Origin of the sequence: Staphylococcus sp. HMSC36A10 (assembly GCF_001838845.1) — a bacterium.
In the GTDB taxonomy this organism is placed as follows: domain Bacteria; phylum Bacillota; class Bacilli; order Staphylococcales; family Staphylococcaceae; genus Staphylococcus; species Staphylococcus aureus.
The window spans coordinates 165913-181180 of the sequence record NZ_KV839088.1 but is presented as its reverse complement, the minus strand read 5'-3'; the positions used below and the strand labels follow the sequence as shown (position 1 = coordinate 181180).

Sequence of the window (15268 nt, the reverse complement as noted above, 5' to 3'; positions counted from 1 at the left end):
AAAATAAAAAAGATAATTTTACTGCTTATGCTACTCCAGAGCATAATTATCAATTTGGTGGTGCTATGATAGAAAGTGAAAAATTAAGCGAGTTACTAAAGCCAGCCAATCAGTTAAAATCACCAGAAAAAATCAAAGAAGAATTAGATAAAAAAGAAGGACACTAGAGCCTTCTTTATTTTGATGTAACCTTCCAATAATCCATTTCATCGCTATCGAAAGTACTTCGCAATTAATATAAATTACTTCATATTCACAAGTATTTGCCTATTTTTCCAGTACATTAACACACCTGAACCACGTTAATTTAAATGAAATAATAGTGTGGTCAGTATAAGAAAATCATATACCGAATAACAATGCCGAAGTGATTGTTTCAACGGCATTTATTTTTTTGCACAAAAGTGTGTGAGGATTTATAAAAAAGGGTATAGTAAGCTCCAACATTTTTTATCTTTTTACATCTTAAATTCATTTTTTATATTCAATAAAATAAAATGTTTTGGAGATAATAAAAGTCATATGTTGGTAAATTTGGATCCTTGCAACAATTCAAAAATTTAAAAGGAGAGATTGCAAATGCCCTATAACTTTACGACGCAGAATAAAGGTTTAATGTCTGTGATGAATCAAGGTGAGACATTTATTCATCAGTCACCCGTTAATGATGAACTAAGTGCTTTGATTAAGTTACTTATTTCGAAAATTAATGGCTGTGACTATTGTGTTGATCTTCATAAGAAAGAACTGAAAGATTTAGGTGTAACGCAAATGAAAATCGATGAAGTGATGAGTTATAATCATCTAGATTTATTTTCAGAGGAAGAAAGAGTGACCTTAGAATTTGCTGAAAAATTAAATGCGATTAAAGATTTTAAAAAATTCGATATTATCGAAAGGCTAAAAATATTTTATGATGAAGAGCAAATTACAGATTTAGTATTCGTGGTAAATCAAATCAATAGTTGGAATCGATTGAACATTATTAGTGAAAATTTATAGTTTTATGTCTTAAATATTTATATTATGAAAGCCACTGAACGATTAGAATCCTCGTTTAGTGGCTTAAAAAAACTGCTATTTAACGAATATCGGTCCTCCTGGTCCAACAGGGATGCCTAATAAGAACCAAATGATGACAAATGCTGTCCACACAATACTTAGCGCGATTGAATACGGCATTAAACTAGAAAGTAAAGCACCTAACTTCATGCGTTTATCGTATTTTTGCGCATAAGTTAATAATAAAGGTAAGTACGGCATCATTGGTGTAATTGGATTGGTAATCGAGTCGCCTACACGGTAAATGACTTGTGTAAATGCGGGATGAAATCCTACAATAATGAGCATTGGAACGAAAATGGGTGCTAAAATTCCCCATTTAGCAGATGCACTACCAATTAATAAATTTACTAATGCACTTAGAATAATAATTCCTAAAATTAGAACAATACCATTTTGATGTTCTAACAATTTAGCGCCTTTAACAGCAGCAATAATGCCTAAATTACTCCATTTTAAAAACGCGAGTAGCTGTGCTGCAAAAAACACAATAACGATAAATGTTCCCATTGATCCTACAGCATCGCCGAACATTTTACCTAAGTCTTTTGTATTTTTAATTTCTTTGCTTAAAATACCATAAACTAATCCAGGTACTAAAAATACGACGAGAATAATTAAACCGACACCATTTATTAATGGCGCATCGTCTAATAAGCTGCCTGTCTTAGCATTTCTTAAAAAGCTATGTTCAGGAATTGCAGTGATAATCAATAAAATGATTGTGACAACAAAACTAAAATTTGCCCATTTTAAAGCATGTGCTTCTTTGTCAGTAATATGTGAAGATGTTTCTTCATGGTCATCATGCATTAAACTATCATCATATTTTCCTAGTCTAGGAATAATGAGCTTAGTTGTAACTAACAATATCGTAGGAAGCAATACAACGACGCTCGCTGCGATAAAGTACCAGTTCATAGCAACGTTTGTTTTAATAGACTCTGAAACGATACGTGTTGCTGGATCTGTAAATGAATAGACTAAAGCATCTTGCATACCTACAACTATATTCGCTGCAAATCCTCCAACAGCGGAAGCATATGCCATCGTTAAACCAGCAATAGGGTGATAGCCAATTTTAATAAAAAGCATTGCTGCAAGCGGTGGCAAGATAATTGTCGCAGCATCACCAGCTGTACTTCCTAAAATGCCAATTAATATAATAGTCGGTAAAATTAAGAAACGTGGTGCGCGATTCACAACAGAAATCATTAACTTGTCGAAGTATCCTGTTTTCTCTGCAACACCAATGCCAATCATAACAGCAAGTACTAAACCCAATGCAGGAAATTCTGAGAAATTTTTTATGGCATCATTCATAATCATCGTAAAACCATCATGGCTTAAAATATTTTTAACATGGATAGTTTGATGTGTACCTGGATGCTTAACGGATACATTAAATAGTGAGACAAGCCATGTCAAAATTGCTAGACCTACACACATTAAAAAGAATAATATACTTGGATCTGGTAATTTATTTCCAATTTTTTCAACACTATTTAAGAAACTATTGACGATAGAACCTTTTTGTCTTTCTTTAGATGTCATCAATTATTCCTCCCCCTTTGTTAAATATTTAAAGTGTAACAAAAAATACTTTTAAAAGTAACAATTTTCAGAAAATAAAAAACTAATATTGTTAAATATTTTGAGTTATTCAATAGAAATTGTATAGCAGAGAGTAGTTAAGACTGCCTAAAGACTTATCTATTAGGTTTATGAAGCATTGAACAGTGGAAAATAAGGACTGTAAGTTTAAGATATGTTGTATAGGAGTGACTGGATGAAACGTTTGGAAAATAAAGTTGCAGTCGTAACAGGAGCAAGTACAGGTATAGGACAAGCTTCAGCAATCGCTTTAGCTCAAGAAGGTGCGTATGTATTGGCGGTAGACATAGCTGAAGCGGTATCGGAGACTGTCGATAAGGTTAAAAGTAATGGTGACAATGCGAAGGCGTATAATGTGGATATTTCAGATGAACAACAAGTGGTAGACTTTGTATCTGACATAAAGGAACAGTTTGGAAGAATCGATGTGTTGTTTAATAATGCAGGCGTTGACAATGCTGCAGGTAGAATTCATGAATACCCGTTAGATGTGTATGACAAGATTATGAATGTAGACATGCGTGGGACATTTTTAATGACGAAAATGATGTTACCTTTAATGATGGCTCAAGGTGGCTCTATTGTTAATACGTCTTCATTTTCAGGACAAGCAGCAGACTTGTATCGCTCTGGATATAATGCTGCGAAAGGCGCAGTGATTAATTTTACAAAATCAATCGCAATTGAGTATGGCCGCGATGGCATTCGAGCCAATGCAATTGCACCAGGTACAATTGAAACCCCGTTAGTAGATAAACTGACAGGTACGAGTGAAGATGATGCAGGTAAAACATTTAGAGAAAATCAAAAATGGATGACTCCGCTGGGACGTTTAGGTAAACCAGAAGAAGTTGCTAAATTAGTAGTCTTCTTAGCATCTGACGACAGTTCATTTATTACTGGTGAAACAATTCGCATTGATGGTGGTGTGATGGCTTACACATGGCCTGGCGAGATGTTAAGTGATGATTCATGGAAGCAGACATTGGAATAATTATTTAAAATCGATATCCAGTGGAAAAGAATTTGGCATGAAGTAAGCAATGTATACATATTGTTGCAATGAAAGACATATGAAATAGGGGGATATAACATGAATATTAGACATATAAGAAATGCCACGGCTGTTATTGAATATGGGGGGAAACATATTTTACTTGATCCAATGTTAAGTGATAAAGGTTCATTTGACCCATTTCCAAATTCACCGAGACAAGATCAAAAAAATCCACTTGTAGAACTACCTATGGCAATTGAAGACATTATAAATGACATCGATTTAGTAATTTTAACGCATTTGCATATTGATCATTTTGATCCGAAAGCAATTGAAGTATTGCCGAAAGATATTAAAATTTACGCACAAAATGAAGAAGATGCTAGTGAAGTAGAGAGTTATGGGTTTACAAACGTTTCTGTATTTAATGATGTGACACACATTGGAGAAATTGAGTTGATTAAAACAGATGCTCAACATGGTCATGGTGAAATTTTGAAAATGACAGGACATGTTCACGGCATGATTTTAAAACATTCTGAAGAGCCGACATTATACTTAGCAGCAGATACAGTTTGGTTTGAAGGGGTTGAAAAAGCATTAAAAACATATCAACCAGATGTTGTTGTTCTTAATGGTGGTGCAAATCAATTCTTTGAAGGTGGTCCATTAGTTATGGATGAACATGATGTGTTAAAAGTTGCTAATACATTGCCACTTGCGCAAATTGTTGTTGTGCATATGGAAGCGGTCAATCATTGGCATTTATCTCGTAAAGACTTGCATGCATTTTTAGAATCACATGAATTAACTAACAGAGTAGTTGCGCCAAATGATGGTGAATTATTAACTTTTGAAAAATAAATTATTGATATTTTAAATCTTATGGATTGAGGCTAGTTTTAACGTATTGTAGGTCGTGCATCTAATTTATCAGAATCTCGAGTTCAAACTTTAGGAGTATCTATAGAATAAGCTGTATATTGTCTATTTTAATAAGTTAAGGAGAATTTTATGTTAAATGAAAAAGAAAGTTTTAGATTATTATATCAAGCTATACGAGAGCTTGCAGATAAAATTGGAGATAATCAGCTAGAAACTAATTCCATTAGTTTATTATTATTGGACTTTGATTTTGAACATGAAGTATTTGATAAATTGTATCTAGCGATTTTAAAATATTTAAATACAGTAAGTATAGAGAATATAAATCATATTGATCTTTTGAATTTAATAGACAATACGATTCCAGAAGATCGAGAGATTAATACGTTTGTAAAAAATAAAATAATAATTGGCTTTGCTAATAATTATTTTCCTGAATTACAAATATTAGCAAATGAAATAAAATCTGATATGGCTAGTTCATTAAAACAATGATGTGTTTATATCAATTTTTAGGGCTTTGTACGAAATTGTACAAAGCTTTTTTGGTGCGCCTGACATGGGCAACAACTTGACGGTGAAAGTCCGTTACAGGCTTGGTAGTAGGAATGTCTATTGTGCATTTACAACAAAGAGTTTCTACAAGTGTGGGTTATTCTCACTAACCCAATACGTAGAGACAACATACGTAAAATATTGAACTGACGAGAACGGAATTTCTACTCAATTATTGGTAAAAATTTTCAAAATGTCTCTAAAGTCTTGAATAGGCGATGTTTAAGGAAGAAACTCGTTTGGATATATGAATTTTCATTTACAACCTTTATTGACAATGATTCTCAACTAATATAGTATATAATCAAATCGTAATAATTACGATTTGTTTTCTGCAACTTTTTTGAAGTTTTAGTTGAGGTGAAAACAGTATACGCATTTGAGTAGGTGTAGTTATACGGACAATTGCATTTACTTAATAGAGCCACATGAAGCACTTTTAAATAAGTTTGGAGTTGCATGTTGATGCAACAACCGAGTACTAAGTCATACTTTTCGTTCTGCGAATGAGTATGACTTACCTAATAGATGGGAAAATATTAGGTTCTTTTTATAAAAATTACAAGGTTTAGAGGAATACAGTTGTTTGCATTCGCACCAACTGCATATAAAGCCATGCTTTTCGCTTTTGCGGAATTAGCATGACTTACCTAATAGATAGCTATTAGGTTCATCTTCTATTAAAAATTACAAGTTTAGGGGAATACAGTTGTTTGCTTCGCAACAACTGCATAAGAGCCTCTAGTAATTAAAAATTACAGAGGCTCTAAAAATACATCTAAAGGAGTGTCGTATGAATCGGCAGGTTATAGAATTTTCTAAGTATAATCCTTCGGGGAATATGACGATACTTGTTCATTCAAAACATGATGCTAGTGAATATGCATCTATCGCCAATCAGTTAATGGCCGCAACACATGTATGTTGTGAACAGGTAGGCTTTATAGAATCAACACAAAATGATGATGGCAATAATTTTCATCTAGTTATGAGTGGTAATGAATTTTGCGGTAATGCGACGATGTCATATATACATCATTTACAGGAAAGTCATTTGCTTAAAGACCAACAGTTTAAGGTGAAGGTATCGGGATGTTCAAGTTTGGTACAATGTTCCATTCATGATCATCAATACTATGAAGTTCAAATGCCACAAGCCCATCGTGTTGTGCCAACAACAATTAACATGGGTAATCATTCATGGAAAGCAATAGAAATTATTTATGAAACATATGTACATTATGTGATTCCAGTTAATCAAGTAACAACAGAAATTCAACATTTAGTTGAAACATTTGTACGTGAACAACAATGGAATAACAAATATAAAACAGTAGGTATAATGCTTTTTGATGAACAACGTCAATTTTTACAGCCATTAATCTATATACCAGAAATCCAAAGTTTAATTTGGGAAAATAGCTGTGGTTCTGGTACAGCATCAATTGGGGTTTTTAATAATTATCAACGTAATGACGCATGCAAAGATTTTACAGTACATCAGCCAGGGGGCAGCATTTTAGTGACATCAAAGCAATGTCATCAATTGGGATATCAAACTTCAATTAAAGGACAGGTTACAACTGTAGCTACAGGAAAAGCATATATAGAATAAGGAGCCTACAATGAATAACTTTAATAATGAAATCAAATTGATATTACAACAATATTTGGAAAAATTTGAAGCGCATTACGAGCGTGTATTACAAGACGATCAATACATCGAAGCATTAGAAACATTGATGGATGACTATAGTGAATTTATTTTAAATCCTATTTATGAACAACAATTTAATGCTTGGCTTGACGTTGAAGAAAAAGAACAATTAATAAAATCACTTCAACACATTACAGCTCAATGTGTAAAACAAGTCGAGATAATTAGAGCAAGACGTCTATTAGACGGACAGGCGTCTACCACAGGTTACTTTGACAACATAGAACATTGTATTGATGAAGAGTTTGGACAATGTAGTATAGCTAGCAATGACAAATTATTGTTAGTTGGTTCAGGTGCATATCCAATGACGTTAATTCAAGTAGCAAAAGAAACAGGTGCTTCAGTTATCGGCATTGATATTGATCCACAAGCCGTTGACTTAGGACGCAGAATCGTTAATGTCTTAGCACCAAATGAAGATATAACAATTACGGATCAAAAGGTATCTGAGCTTAAAGATATCAAAGATGTGACGCATATTATTTTTAGCTCTACAATTCCGTTAAAGTATAGCATTTTAGAGGAATTATATGATTTAACTAATGAAAATGTTGTAGTAGCAATGCGTTTTGGTGATGGCATCAAAGCACTATTTAATTATCCGTCACAAGAAACAGCGGAAGATAAGTGGCAATGTGTGAATAAACACATGAGACCACAGCAAATTTTTGATATAGCACTTTATAAAAAAGCAGCTATAAAGGTAGGTATTACGGATGTCTAAATTATTAATGATAGGCACTGGTCCGGTCGCAATCCAATTAGCGAATATTTGCTATTTAAAATCAGATTATGAGATTGATATGGTTGGACGTGCCTCAACATCAGAAAAATCAAAACGCTTATATAGAGCGTATAAAAAAGAAAAGCGATTTGAAGTTAAAGTACAAAACGAGGCGCATAGACACCTAGAAGGTAAATTTGATATTAATCGCTTATATAAAGATGTAATAAATGTAAAAGGTGAATACGACACGATTGTAATGGCATGCACAGCAGATGCATACTATGACACTTTACAACAATTATCATTAGAAACATTGCAGAGTGTGAAACATGTCATTCTAATATCACCGACATTTGGCTCGCAAATGATTGTCGAACAATTTATGTCTAAATTTAATAAAGATATCGAGGTTATTTCATTTTCAACGTATCTTGGCGATACACGTATTCTCGATAAAGAAGTGCCAAACCACGTTTTGACAACTGGTGTGAAAAAGAAATTGTACATGGGATCAACACATTCAAATTCAACGATGTGTCAACATATCAATGCCCTGTCTGAGCAATTGAATATTCAATTAGAAGTCGTTGAATCGCCACTGCATGCAGAAACACGAAACAGTTCTCTATATGTACATCCTCCATTATTTATGAATGACTTTTCATTGAAAGCCATTTTCGAAGGAACGGATGTACCGGTTTATGTGTATAAGTTATTTCCTGAAGGACCGATAACGATGACACTAATCCGTGAAATGCGTTTAATGTGGAAGGAAATGATGGCTATTTTACAAGCATTTAGAGTGCCGTCAGTCAACCTGCTTCAATTTATGGTGAAAGAGAATTATCCAGTACGTCCTGAAACTTTGGATGAAGGTGATATTGAGCATTTCGAAATCTTGCCAGATATTTTACAAGAGTATCTGCTTTATGTAAGATATACCGCAATCCTCATTGATCCATTTTCACAGCCGGATGAACAAGGACACTACTTTGATTTTTCAGCGGTACCATTTAAGCAAGTCTATAAAAATGAACAGGATGTTGTTCAAATTCCAAGAATGCCAAGTGAAGACTACTACAGAACAGCGATGATTCAGCATATTGGGAAAATGCTAGGTATCAAAACGCCAATGATTGATCAGTTCCTAACACGCTATGAAGCAAGTTGTCAGGCATACAAAGATATGCATCAAGATCAACAATTATCTTCTCAATTTAATACAAACTTATTTGAAGAGGATAAGGCGCTCGTCACAAAATTTTTGGAAATCAATAGAACGCTTTCATACTAAGGGTTTGAAGTTTTATAAAAGAAAAAAATTATTGAATTATGTTTGACATTTACATAAAAATAAGCGAATAATTGAGAAAAATAATCATTACGATTTGATTAAGTAATGCAACTTATCAATTTAGAAAGAGGAAAAACGAATGAGAAAACTAACTAAAATGAGTGCGATGTTACTTGCATCAGGGATAATTTTAACTGGCTGTGGTGGTAATAAAGGCTTAGAAGAAAAGAAAGAGAATAAGCAATTAACGTATACAACAGTTAAAGATATCGGGGATATGAATCCGCATGTTTATGGTGGATCTATGTCTGCTGAAAGTATGATTTATGAACCACTTGTACGTAACACGAAAGATGGTATCAAACCGTTACTAGCTAAAAAATGGGATATTTCTGAAGATGGGAAGACATATACATTCCATTTAAGAGATGATGTGAAATTCCATGATGGAACACCATTTGATGCTGATGCAGTTAAGAAAAATATTGATGCGGTTCAACAAAATAAAAAATTGCATTCTTGGTTAAAGATTTCAACATTGATTGACAATGTAAAAGTTAAAGATAAGTACACGGTTGAATTGAGTTTGAAAGAAGCATATCAACCAGCATTAGCTGAACTAGCGATGCCTCGTCCTTATGTATTTGTGTCTCCAAAAGACTTTAAAAACGGTACAACGAAAGATGGCGTTAAAAAGTTCGATGGTACAGGTCCATTTAAATTAGGTGAACATAAAAAAGACGAGTCTGCAGACTTTAACAAAAACGATCAATATTGGGGCGAAAAATCTAAGCTTAATAAAGTACAAGCTAAAGTGATGCCTGCGGGTGAAACAGCATTCCTATCTATGAAAAAAGGTGAAACAAACTTTGCCTTTACTGACGATAGAGGTACAGATAGCTTAGACAAAGACTCTTTAAAACAATTGAAAGATACAGGTGACTATCAAGTTAAGCGTAGTCAACCAATGAATACGAAAATGTTAGTTGTCAATTCTGGTAAAAAAGATAACGCTGTCAGTGACAAAACAGTCAGACAAGCGATTGGTCATATGGTAAACAGAGATAAAATTGCCAAAGAAATTTTAGATGGCCAAGAAAAACCAGCAACTCAATTATTTGCGAAAAATGTAACAGATATTAATTTTGATATGCCAACACGTAAGTATGACCTTAAAAAAGCAGAATCATTATTAGATGAAGCTGGTTGGAAGAAAGGTAAAGACAGCGATGTTCGTCAAAAAGATGGTAAAAACCTTGAAATGGCAATGTACTATGACAAAGGTTCTTCAAGTCAAAAAGAACAAGCTGAATACTTACAAGCAGAATTTAAGAAAATGGGTATTAAACTAAACATCAATGGCGAAACATCAGATAAAATTGCTGAACGTCGTACTTCTGGAGATTATGACTTAATGTTCAACCAAACTTGGGGATTATTGTACGATCCACAAAGTACGATTGCAGCATTTAAAGCGAAAAACGGTTATGAAAGTGCAACATCAGGAATTGAGAACAAAGATAAAATATACAACAGCATTGATGACGCATTTAAAATCCAAAATGGTAAAGAACGTTCAGACGCTTATAAAAACATCTTGAAACAAATTGATGATGAAGGTATCTTTATCCCTATTTCTCACGGTAGCATGACAGTTGTTGCACCGAAAGATTTAGAAAAAGTATCATTCACACAATCACAGTATGAATTACCATTCAATGAAATGCAGTATAAATAAAGGAGCAATTAGATGTTCAAATTTATCTTAAAACGTATTGCGCTCATGTTTCCATTAGTGATTGTAGTAAGTTTTATGACATTTCTATTGACGTATATTACAAATGAAAATCCAGCTGTGACAATTTTACATGCACAAGGGACACCAAATGTAACACCAGAGTTGATTGCCGAAACGAATGAAAAGTATGGTTTCAATGACCCATTATTAATTCAATATAAAAACTGGTTAATTGAAGCGATGCAGTTTAACTTTGGCACTAGCTACATTACAGGTGACCCTGTTGCTGAACGCATTGGCCCAGCATTTATGAATACATTGAAATTAACAATAATTTCAAGTGTTATGGTAATGATTACATCGATTATATTAGGTGTAGTTAGTGCATTAAAAAGAGGAAAGTTCACTGATCGTGCGATACGTTCAGTGGCTTTCTTTCTAACTGCATTACCATCATATTGGATAGCTTCAATACTTATAATTTACGTATCAGTGAAGTTAAACATATTGCCGACTTCTGGATTAACAGGTTCAGAAAGTTACATATTGCCAGTGATTGTTATTACGATTGCTTATGCTGGTATTTACTTTAGAAATGTTAGACGTTCAATGGTGGAACAATTAAATGAAGACTATGTACTTTATTTAAGAGCTAGTGGTGTGAAATCAATCACATTAATGCTACATGTATTGCGTAATGCTTTACAAGTTGCGGTATCAATCTTTTGTATGTCTATACCAATGATTATGGGTGGACTTGTAGTTATCGAGTATATATTTGCTTGGCCTGGTCTAGGTCAATTAAGTTTAAAAGCTATACTAGAACACGACTTCCCAGTTATTCAAGCATATGTATTAATTGTAGCGGTATTATTTATCGTATTTAATACATTGGCAGATATCATTAATGCGCTATTAAATCCAAGATTAAGGGAGGGCGCACGATGATTATATTAAAACGTTTATTACAAGATAAGGGTGCAGTAATCGCATTAGGCATTATTGTATTATATGTATTTTTAGGATTAGCAGCACCACTTGTGACATTTTATGATCCTAACCATATCGATACGGCAAACAAATTTGCTGGCATGAGTTTTCAACATTTATTAGGCACAGACCATTTAGGTAGAGATATTTTAACAAGACTTATTTATGCGATTAGACCAAGTTTGTTATATGTTTTTGTAGCATTATTTGTTTCTGTGTTTATCGGATCTATTTTAGGATTCTTATCAGGATATTTCCAAGGGTTTGTTGATGCAATCATTATGCGTGCGTGTGATGTTATGTTAGCATTCCCAAGTTATGTTGTAACGTTAGCATTAATTGCATTGTTTGGTATGGGTGCTGAAAATATTATTATGGCATTTATATTGACGCGTTGGGCATGGTTCTGCCGTGTTATTCGTACAAGTGTTATGCAATATACGGCTTCAGACCACGTGAAATTTGCTAAAACAATTGGCATGAATGATATGAAAATTATACATAAACATATTATGCCGTTAACGTTAGCGGATATTGCTATTATCTCTAGTAGCTCGATGTGTTCAATGATCTTGCAAATATCTGGCTTTTCATTTTTAGGATTAGGTGTCAAAGCGCCTACTGCAGAGTGGGGCATGATGCTTAATGAAGCCAGAAAAGTAATGTTTACGCATCCTGAAATGATGTTTGCACCTGGTATTGCCATAGTCATTATCGTGATGGCATTTAATTTCTTATCGGATTCATTACAAGTTGCCATTGATCCCCGCATCTCTTCTAAAGAGAAACTTCGTTCTGTGAAGAAAGGAGTGGTGCAATAATGACTTTGTTAACAGTTAAACATTTGACGATTACAGACACATGGACAGATCAACCGCTAGTTAAAGATGTTCATTTTACAGTAACTAAAGGTGAAACACTTGGTGTTATAGGTGAAAGTGGTAGCGGTAAATCAATCACTTGTAAGTCGATTATTGGTTTGAATCCCGAACGACTCGGGGTGACAGGTGAAATTATCTTTGATGGTACACCAATGTTGTCACTATCCGAATCGCAACTGAAAAAGTACCGTGGTAAAGATATTGCGATGGTGATGCAGCAAGGTAGTCGTGCATTTGATCCATCGACAACAGTAGGTAAACAAATGTTTGAGACTATGAAAGTACATACGTCGTTGTCTACTCAAGAGATTGAAAAGACATTAATTGAATATATGGATTATTTAAGTTTGAAAGATCCTAAACGTATTTTAAAATCATATCCTTATATGTTGTCTGGTGGTATGTTACAGCGATTAATGATTGCTTTAGCGTTAGCTTTGAAACCAAAGTTAATCATTGCTGATGAACCAACAACTGCATTAGATACAATTACACAATATGACGTTTTAGAAGCATTTATAGATATAAAGAAACATTTTGACTGTGCAATGATTTTCATTTCGCATGATTTAACAGTTATTAACAAAATTGCAGACCGTGTCGTTGTGATGAAAAATGGTCAGCTTATTGAACAAGGGACACGTGAATCAGTCTTACACCATCCAGAACATGTTTATACGAAGTATTTACTATCAACGAAGAAGAAAATTAATGATCATTTTAAACATGTGATGAGGGGTGATGTATGTGATTAAAGTTACAGATGTTGAAAAATCATATCAAAGTGCACATGTATTTAAGCGCCGTCGAACACCAATCGTCAAAGGTGTATCATTCGAATGTCCAATAGGGGCAACGATAGCAATCATCGGAGAAAGTGGTAGTGGTAAATCGACTTTAAGCCGTATGATATTAGGTATTGAAAAACCAGACAAAGGTCGCGTGACATTAAATGATCAACCTATGTATAAGAAGAAAGTGAGACGTCATCAAATTGGTGCAGTGTTTCAAGATTATACATCATCATTACATCCATTTCAGACAGTTAGAGAAATCTTATTTGAAGTGATGTGTCAATGTGATGGTCAGCCTAAAGATGTAATGGAAGTTCAAGCTATCACATTGTTAGAAGAAGTCGGGCTATCGAAAGCATATATGGATAAATATCCTAATATGTTATCAGGTGGTGAGGCGCAACGTGTTGCGATTGCACGTGCTATTTGTATTAATCCTAAATATATTTTGTTTGATGAAGCTATTAGTTCGCTCGACATGTCTATTCAAACACAAATACTAGATTTATTGATTCATTTACGAGAAACGCGCCAGCTGAGCTATATTTTTATTACACATGATATTCAAGCTGCAACGTATTTATGTGATCAGTTAATTATTTTTAAAAATGGAAAAATCGAAGAGCGAATTTCAACAAGTGCATTGCATAAAAGTGACAATGCTTATACAAGAGAATTAATAGAAAAACAACTATCATTCTAAGGAGTGAGATAATGAAAGGTGCAATGGCTTGGCCTTTTTTGAGATTATATATATTAACATTGATGTTCTTTAGTGCCAATGCAATCTTAAACGTATTTATACCGTTACGAGGGCATGATTTAGGTGCAACGAATACTGTTATTGGTATCGTTATGGGTGCATATATGTTAACAGCAATGGTGTTTCGACCATGGGCAGGACAAATTATTGCTCGCGTCGGTCCCATTAAAGTATTACGAATTATATTAATAATTAATGCTATTGCTTTAATTATTTATGGCTTTACAGGGTTGGAAGGTTACTTCGTAGCTCGTGTGATGCAAGGTGTATGTACGGCATTCTTCTCAATGTCGTTGCAGTTAGGTATTATTGATGCGTTACCAGAAGAACATCGTTCAGAAGGTGTATCATTGTACTCACTATTTTCAACGATTCCAAACTTGATTGGTCCATTAGTTGCCGTAGGTATTTGGAATGCGAATAATATTTCATTATTCGCGATTGTGATTATCTTTATTGCGTTAACAACAACATTTTTTGGATATCGTGTTACCTTTGCTGAACAAGAACCGGATACTTCCGATAAAATTGAAAAAATGCCGTTCAATGCTGTTACAGTATTCGCGCAATTTTTCAAAAACAAAGAGTTGTTGAACAGCGGTATTATTATGATTGTTGCATCGATTGTATTTGGTGCAGTTAGTACATTTGTACCGTTATATACAGTGAGTTTAGGATTTGCGAATGCAGGTATCTTTTTAACAATACAAGCAATTGCAGTTGTTGCAGCAAGATTTTACTTGAGAAAATATATTCCATCTGATGGTATGTGGCATCCTAAATATATGGTATCAGTCTTATCACTACTAGTTATCGCGTCATTTGTAGTGGCATTTGGTCCGCAAGTTGGTGCAATCATTTTTTATAGTAGTGCGATACTAATAGGAATGACACAAGCAATGGTATATCCAACATTAACATCTTATTTGAGTTTCGTCTTACCAAAAGTAGGTCGCAATATGTTGCTAGGTTTATTTATTGCTTGCGCAGATTTAGGGATTTCACTAGGTGGCGCATTGATGGGACCTATTTCAGACTTAGTAGGATTTAAATGGATGTATTTAATCTGTGGTATGTTAGTCATTGTGATTATGATTATGAGTTTCTTGAAAAAGCCAACACCACGTCCAGCGAGTAGTCTTTAATGAAAAAGTTTAAAGCATATTAAGTTAATGAATATTTTATTTTAAAAAGATATATTGGGTATGATGCTTCGTGTGCTTCATGCTAGGACACGAAACATTTTAT

The 15268-nt window shown here is 33.9% G+C and carries 15 protein-coding genes; 14 read left to right on the top strand and 1 reads right to left on the bottom strand.

The features are described 5' to 3' along the window. Nucleotides 1-167: DUF1433 domain-containing protein (locus tag HMPREF3247_RS04695; protein WP_083324627.1), on the top strand; the 167-nt coding region annotated here is incomplete at its 5' end. A 412-nt stretch (nucleotides 168-579) separates the two neighbouring features. Then, a complete protein-coding gene (locus HMPREF3247_RS04690; protein ID WP_001146734.1) occupies nucleotides 580-1002 on the top strand; it encodes a carboxymuconolactone decarboxylase family protein in 423 nt (140 codons plus the stop codon). 75 nt (nucleotides 1003-1077) lie between these two features. Here HMPREF3247_RS04690 and HMPREF3247_RS04685 read toward each other — a convergent pair whose 3' ends face one another. Further along, nucleotides 1078-2616, bottom strand: a complete 1539-nt coding sequence (locus tag HMPREF3247_RS04685; protein WP_000200986.1) for an AbgT family transporter — start codon at nucleotides 2614-2616, stop codon at nucleotides 1078-1080. Nucleotides 2617-2851: 235 nt separating this feature from the next. Here HMPREF3247_RS04685 and HMPREF3247_RS04680 point away from each other — a divergent pair, with 235 nt between their 5' ends. The 12 genes from HMPREF3247_RS04680 (at nucleotide 2852) to HMPREF3247_RS04625 (ending at nucleotide 15165) form a co-directional block, all read left to right on the top strand. Further along, nucleotides 2852-3670 carry an SDR family oxidoreductase gene (locus HMPREF3247_RS04680; RefSeq protein ID WP_000824953.1) on the top strand — a complete coding sequence of 273 codons (819 nt, stop codon included), beginning with the start codon at nucleotides 2852-2854 and terminating at the stop codon, nucleotides 3668-3670. Between the two features lie 99 nt (nucleotides 3671-3769). Then, nucleotides 3770-4537 (top strand): MBL fold metallo-hydrolase, encoded by a 768-nt coding sequence (locus tag HMPREF3247_RS04675; protein ID WP_001026114.1) that lies wholly within the window; start codon nucleotides 3770-3772, stop codon nucleotides 4535-4537. Nucleotides 4538-4687: 150 nt separating this feature from the next. After that, the gene (locus HMPREF3247_RS04670; protein WP_000931252.1) at nucleotides 4688-5053 is read left to right on the top strand and encodes a hypothetical protein; all 366 of its coding nucleotides are present in this window, start codon (nucleotides 4688-4690) and stop codon (nucleotides 5051-5053) included. 853 nt (nucleotides 5054-5906) lie between these two features. After that, nucleotides 5907-6728, top strand: coding sequence for a histidine racemase CntK (gene cntK, locus HMPREF3247_RS04665; RefSeq protein WP_001081696.1), 822 nt, complete (start codon nucleotides 5907-5909; stop codon nucleotides 6726-6728). Nucleotides 6729-6738: 10 nt separating this feature from the next. Further along, nucleotides 6739-7557, top strand: a complete 819-nt coding sequence (gene cntL / locus HMPREF3247_RS04660; RefSeq protein WP_001058839.1) for a D-histidine (S)-2-aminobutanoyltransferase CntL — start codon at nucleotides 6739-6741, stop codon at nucleotides 7555-7557. Beyond that, nucleotides 7550-8854 carry a staphylopine dehydrogenase CntM gene (cntM, locus tag HMPREF3247_RS04655; protein WP_001566806.1) on the top strand — a complete coding sequence of 435 codons (1305 nt, stop codon included), beginning with the start codon at nucleotides 7550-7552 and terminating at the stop codon, nucleotides 8852-8854. Before cntL ends, cntM begins: the two co-directional genes overlap by 8 nt. Nucleotides 8855-8993: 139 nt before the next feature. Continuing rightward, nucleotides 8994-10592: a staphylopine-dependent metal ABC transporter substrate-binding lipoprotein CntA gene (gene cntA, locus HMPREF3247_RS04650; protein ID WP_001229070.1), complete on the top strand. Its 1599-nt coding sequence runs from the start codon at nucleotides 8994-8996 to the stop codon at nucleotides 10590-10592. A gap of 12 nt (nucleotides 10593-10604) precedes the next feature. Further along, nucleotides 10605-11540 carry a nickel/cobalt ABC transporter permease gene (opp1B, locus tag HMPREF3247_RS04645; protein ID WP_000472240.1) on the top strand — a complete coding sequence of 312 codons (936 nt, stop codon included), beginning with the start codon at nucleotides 10605-10607 and terminating at the stop codon, nucleotides 11538-11540. Next, complete coding sequence (opp1C, locus tag HMPREF3247_RS04640) at nucleotides 11537-12403, top strand: staphylopine uptake ABC transporter permease subunit CntC (protein ID WP_000584761.1); 867 nt, start codon at nucleotides 11537-11539, stop codon at nucleotides 12401-12403. The genes opp1B and opp1C overlap by 4 nt, the downstream gene beginning before the upstream one ends. Next, nucleotides 12403-13218, top strand: a complete 816-nt coding sequence (locus HMPREF3247_RS04635) for a staphylopine uptake ABC transporter ATP-binding protein CntD (protein WP_000173858.1) — start codon at nucleotides 12403-12405, stop codon at nucleotides 13216-13218. Before opp1C ends, HMPREF3247_RS04635 begins: the two co-directional genes overlap by 1 nt. Continuing rightward, nucleotides 13211-13960 carry an ABC transporter ATP-binding protein gene (locus HMPREF3247_RS04630; RefSeq protein WP_000598774.1) on the top strand — a complete coding sequence of 250 codons (750 nt, stop codon included), beginning with the start codon at nucleotides 13211-13213 and terminating at the stop codon, nucleotides 13958-13960. The genes HMPREF3247_RS04635 and HMPREF3247_RS04630 overlap by 8 nt, the downstream gene beginning before the upstream one ends. Before the next feature lie 11 nt (nucleotides 13961-13971). Then, nucleotides 13972-15165, top strand: coding sequence for a staphylopine family metallophore export MFS transporter CntE (locus HMPREF3247_RS04625; protein ID WP_000675403.1), 1194 nt, complete (start codon nucleotides 13972-13974; stop codon nucleotides 15163-15165). Nucleotides 15166-15268 lie beyond the last annotated feature (103 nt).

Excerpts from the sequence above, each read along its gene's own strand:
- cntM (WP_001566806.1), top strand. The coding sequence starts at position 7,550 with ATGTCTAAATTATTAATGATAGGCACTGGTCCGGTCGCAATCCAATTA.
- cntA (WP_001229070.1), top strand. The coding sequence starts at position 8,994 with ATGAGAAAACTAACTAAAATGAGTGCGATGTTACTTGCATCAGGGATA.
- HMPREF3247_RS04625 (WP_000675403.1), top strand. The coding sequence starts at position 13,972 with ATGAAAGGTGCAATGGCTTGGCCTTTTTTGAGATTATATATATTAACA.
- HMPREF3247_RS04680 (WP_000824953.1), top strand. The coding sequence starts at position 2,852 with ATGAAACGTTTGGAAAATAAAGTTGCAGTCGTAACAGGAGCAAGTACA.
- opp1C (WP_000584761.1), top strand. The coding sequence starts at position 11,537 with ATGATTATATTAAAACGTTTATTACAAGATAAGGGTGCAGTAATCGCA.
- HMPREF3247_RS04635 (WP_000173858.1), top strand. The coding sequence starts at position 12,403 with ATGACTTTGTTAACAGTTAAACATTTGACGATTACAGACACATGGACA.
- HMPREF3247_RS04675 (WP_001026114.1), top strand. The coding sequence starts at position 3,770 with ATGAATATTAGACATATAAGAAATGCCACGGCTGTTATTGAATATGGG.
- cntK (WP_001081696.1), top strand. The coding sequence starts at position 5,907 with ATGAATCGGCAGGTTATAGAATTTTCTAAGTATAATCCTTCGGGGAAT.
- HMPREF3247_RS04670 (WP_000931252.1), top strand. The coding sequence starts at position 4,688 with ATGTTAAATGAAAAAGAAAGTTTTAGATTATTATATCAAGCTATACGA.
- opp1B (WP_000472240.1), top strand. The coding sequence starts at position 10,605 with ATGTTCAAATTTATCTTAAAACGTATTGCGCTCATGTTTCCATTAGTG.
- HMPREF3247_RS04685 (WP_000200986.1), bottom strand. The coding sequence starts at position 2,616 with ATGACATCTAAAGAAAGACAAAAAGGTTCTATCGTCAATAGTTTCTTA.
- cntL (WP_001058839.1), top strand. The coding sequence starts at position 6,739 with ATGAATAACTTTAATAATGAAATCAAATTGATATTACAACAATATTTG.
- HMPREF3247_RS04690 (WP_001146734.1), top strand. The coding sequence starts at position 580 with ATGCCCTATAACTTTACGACGCAGAATAAAGGTTTAATGTCTGTGATG.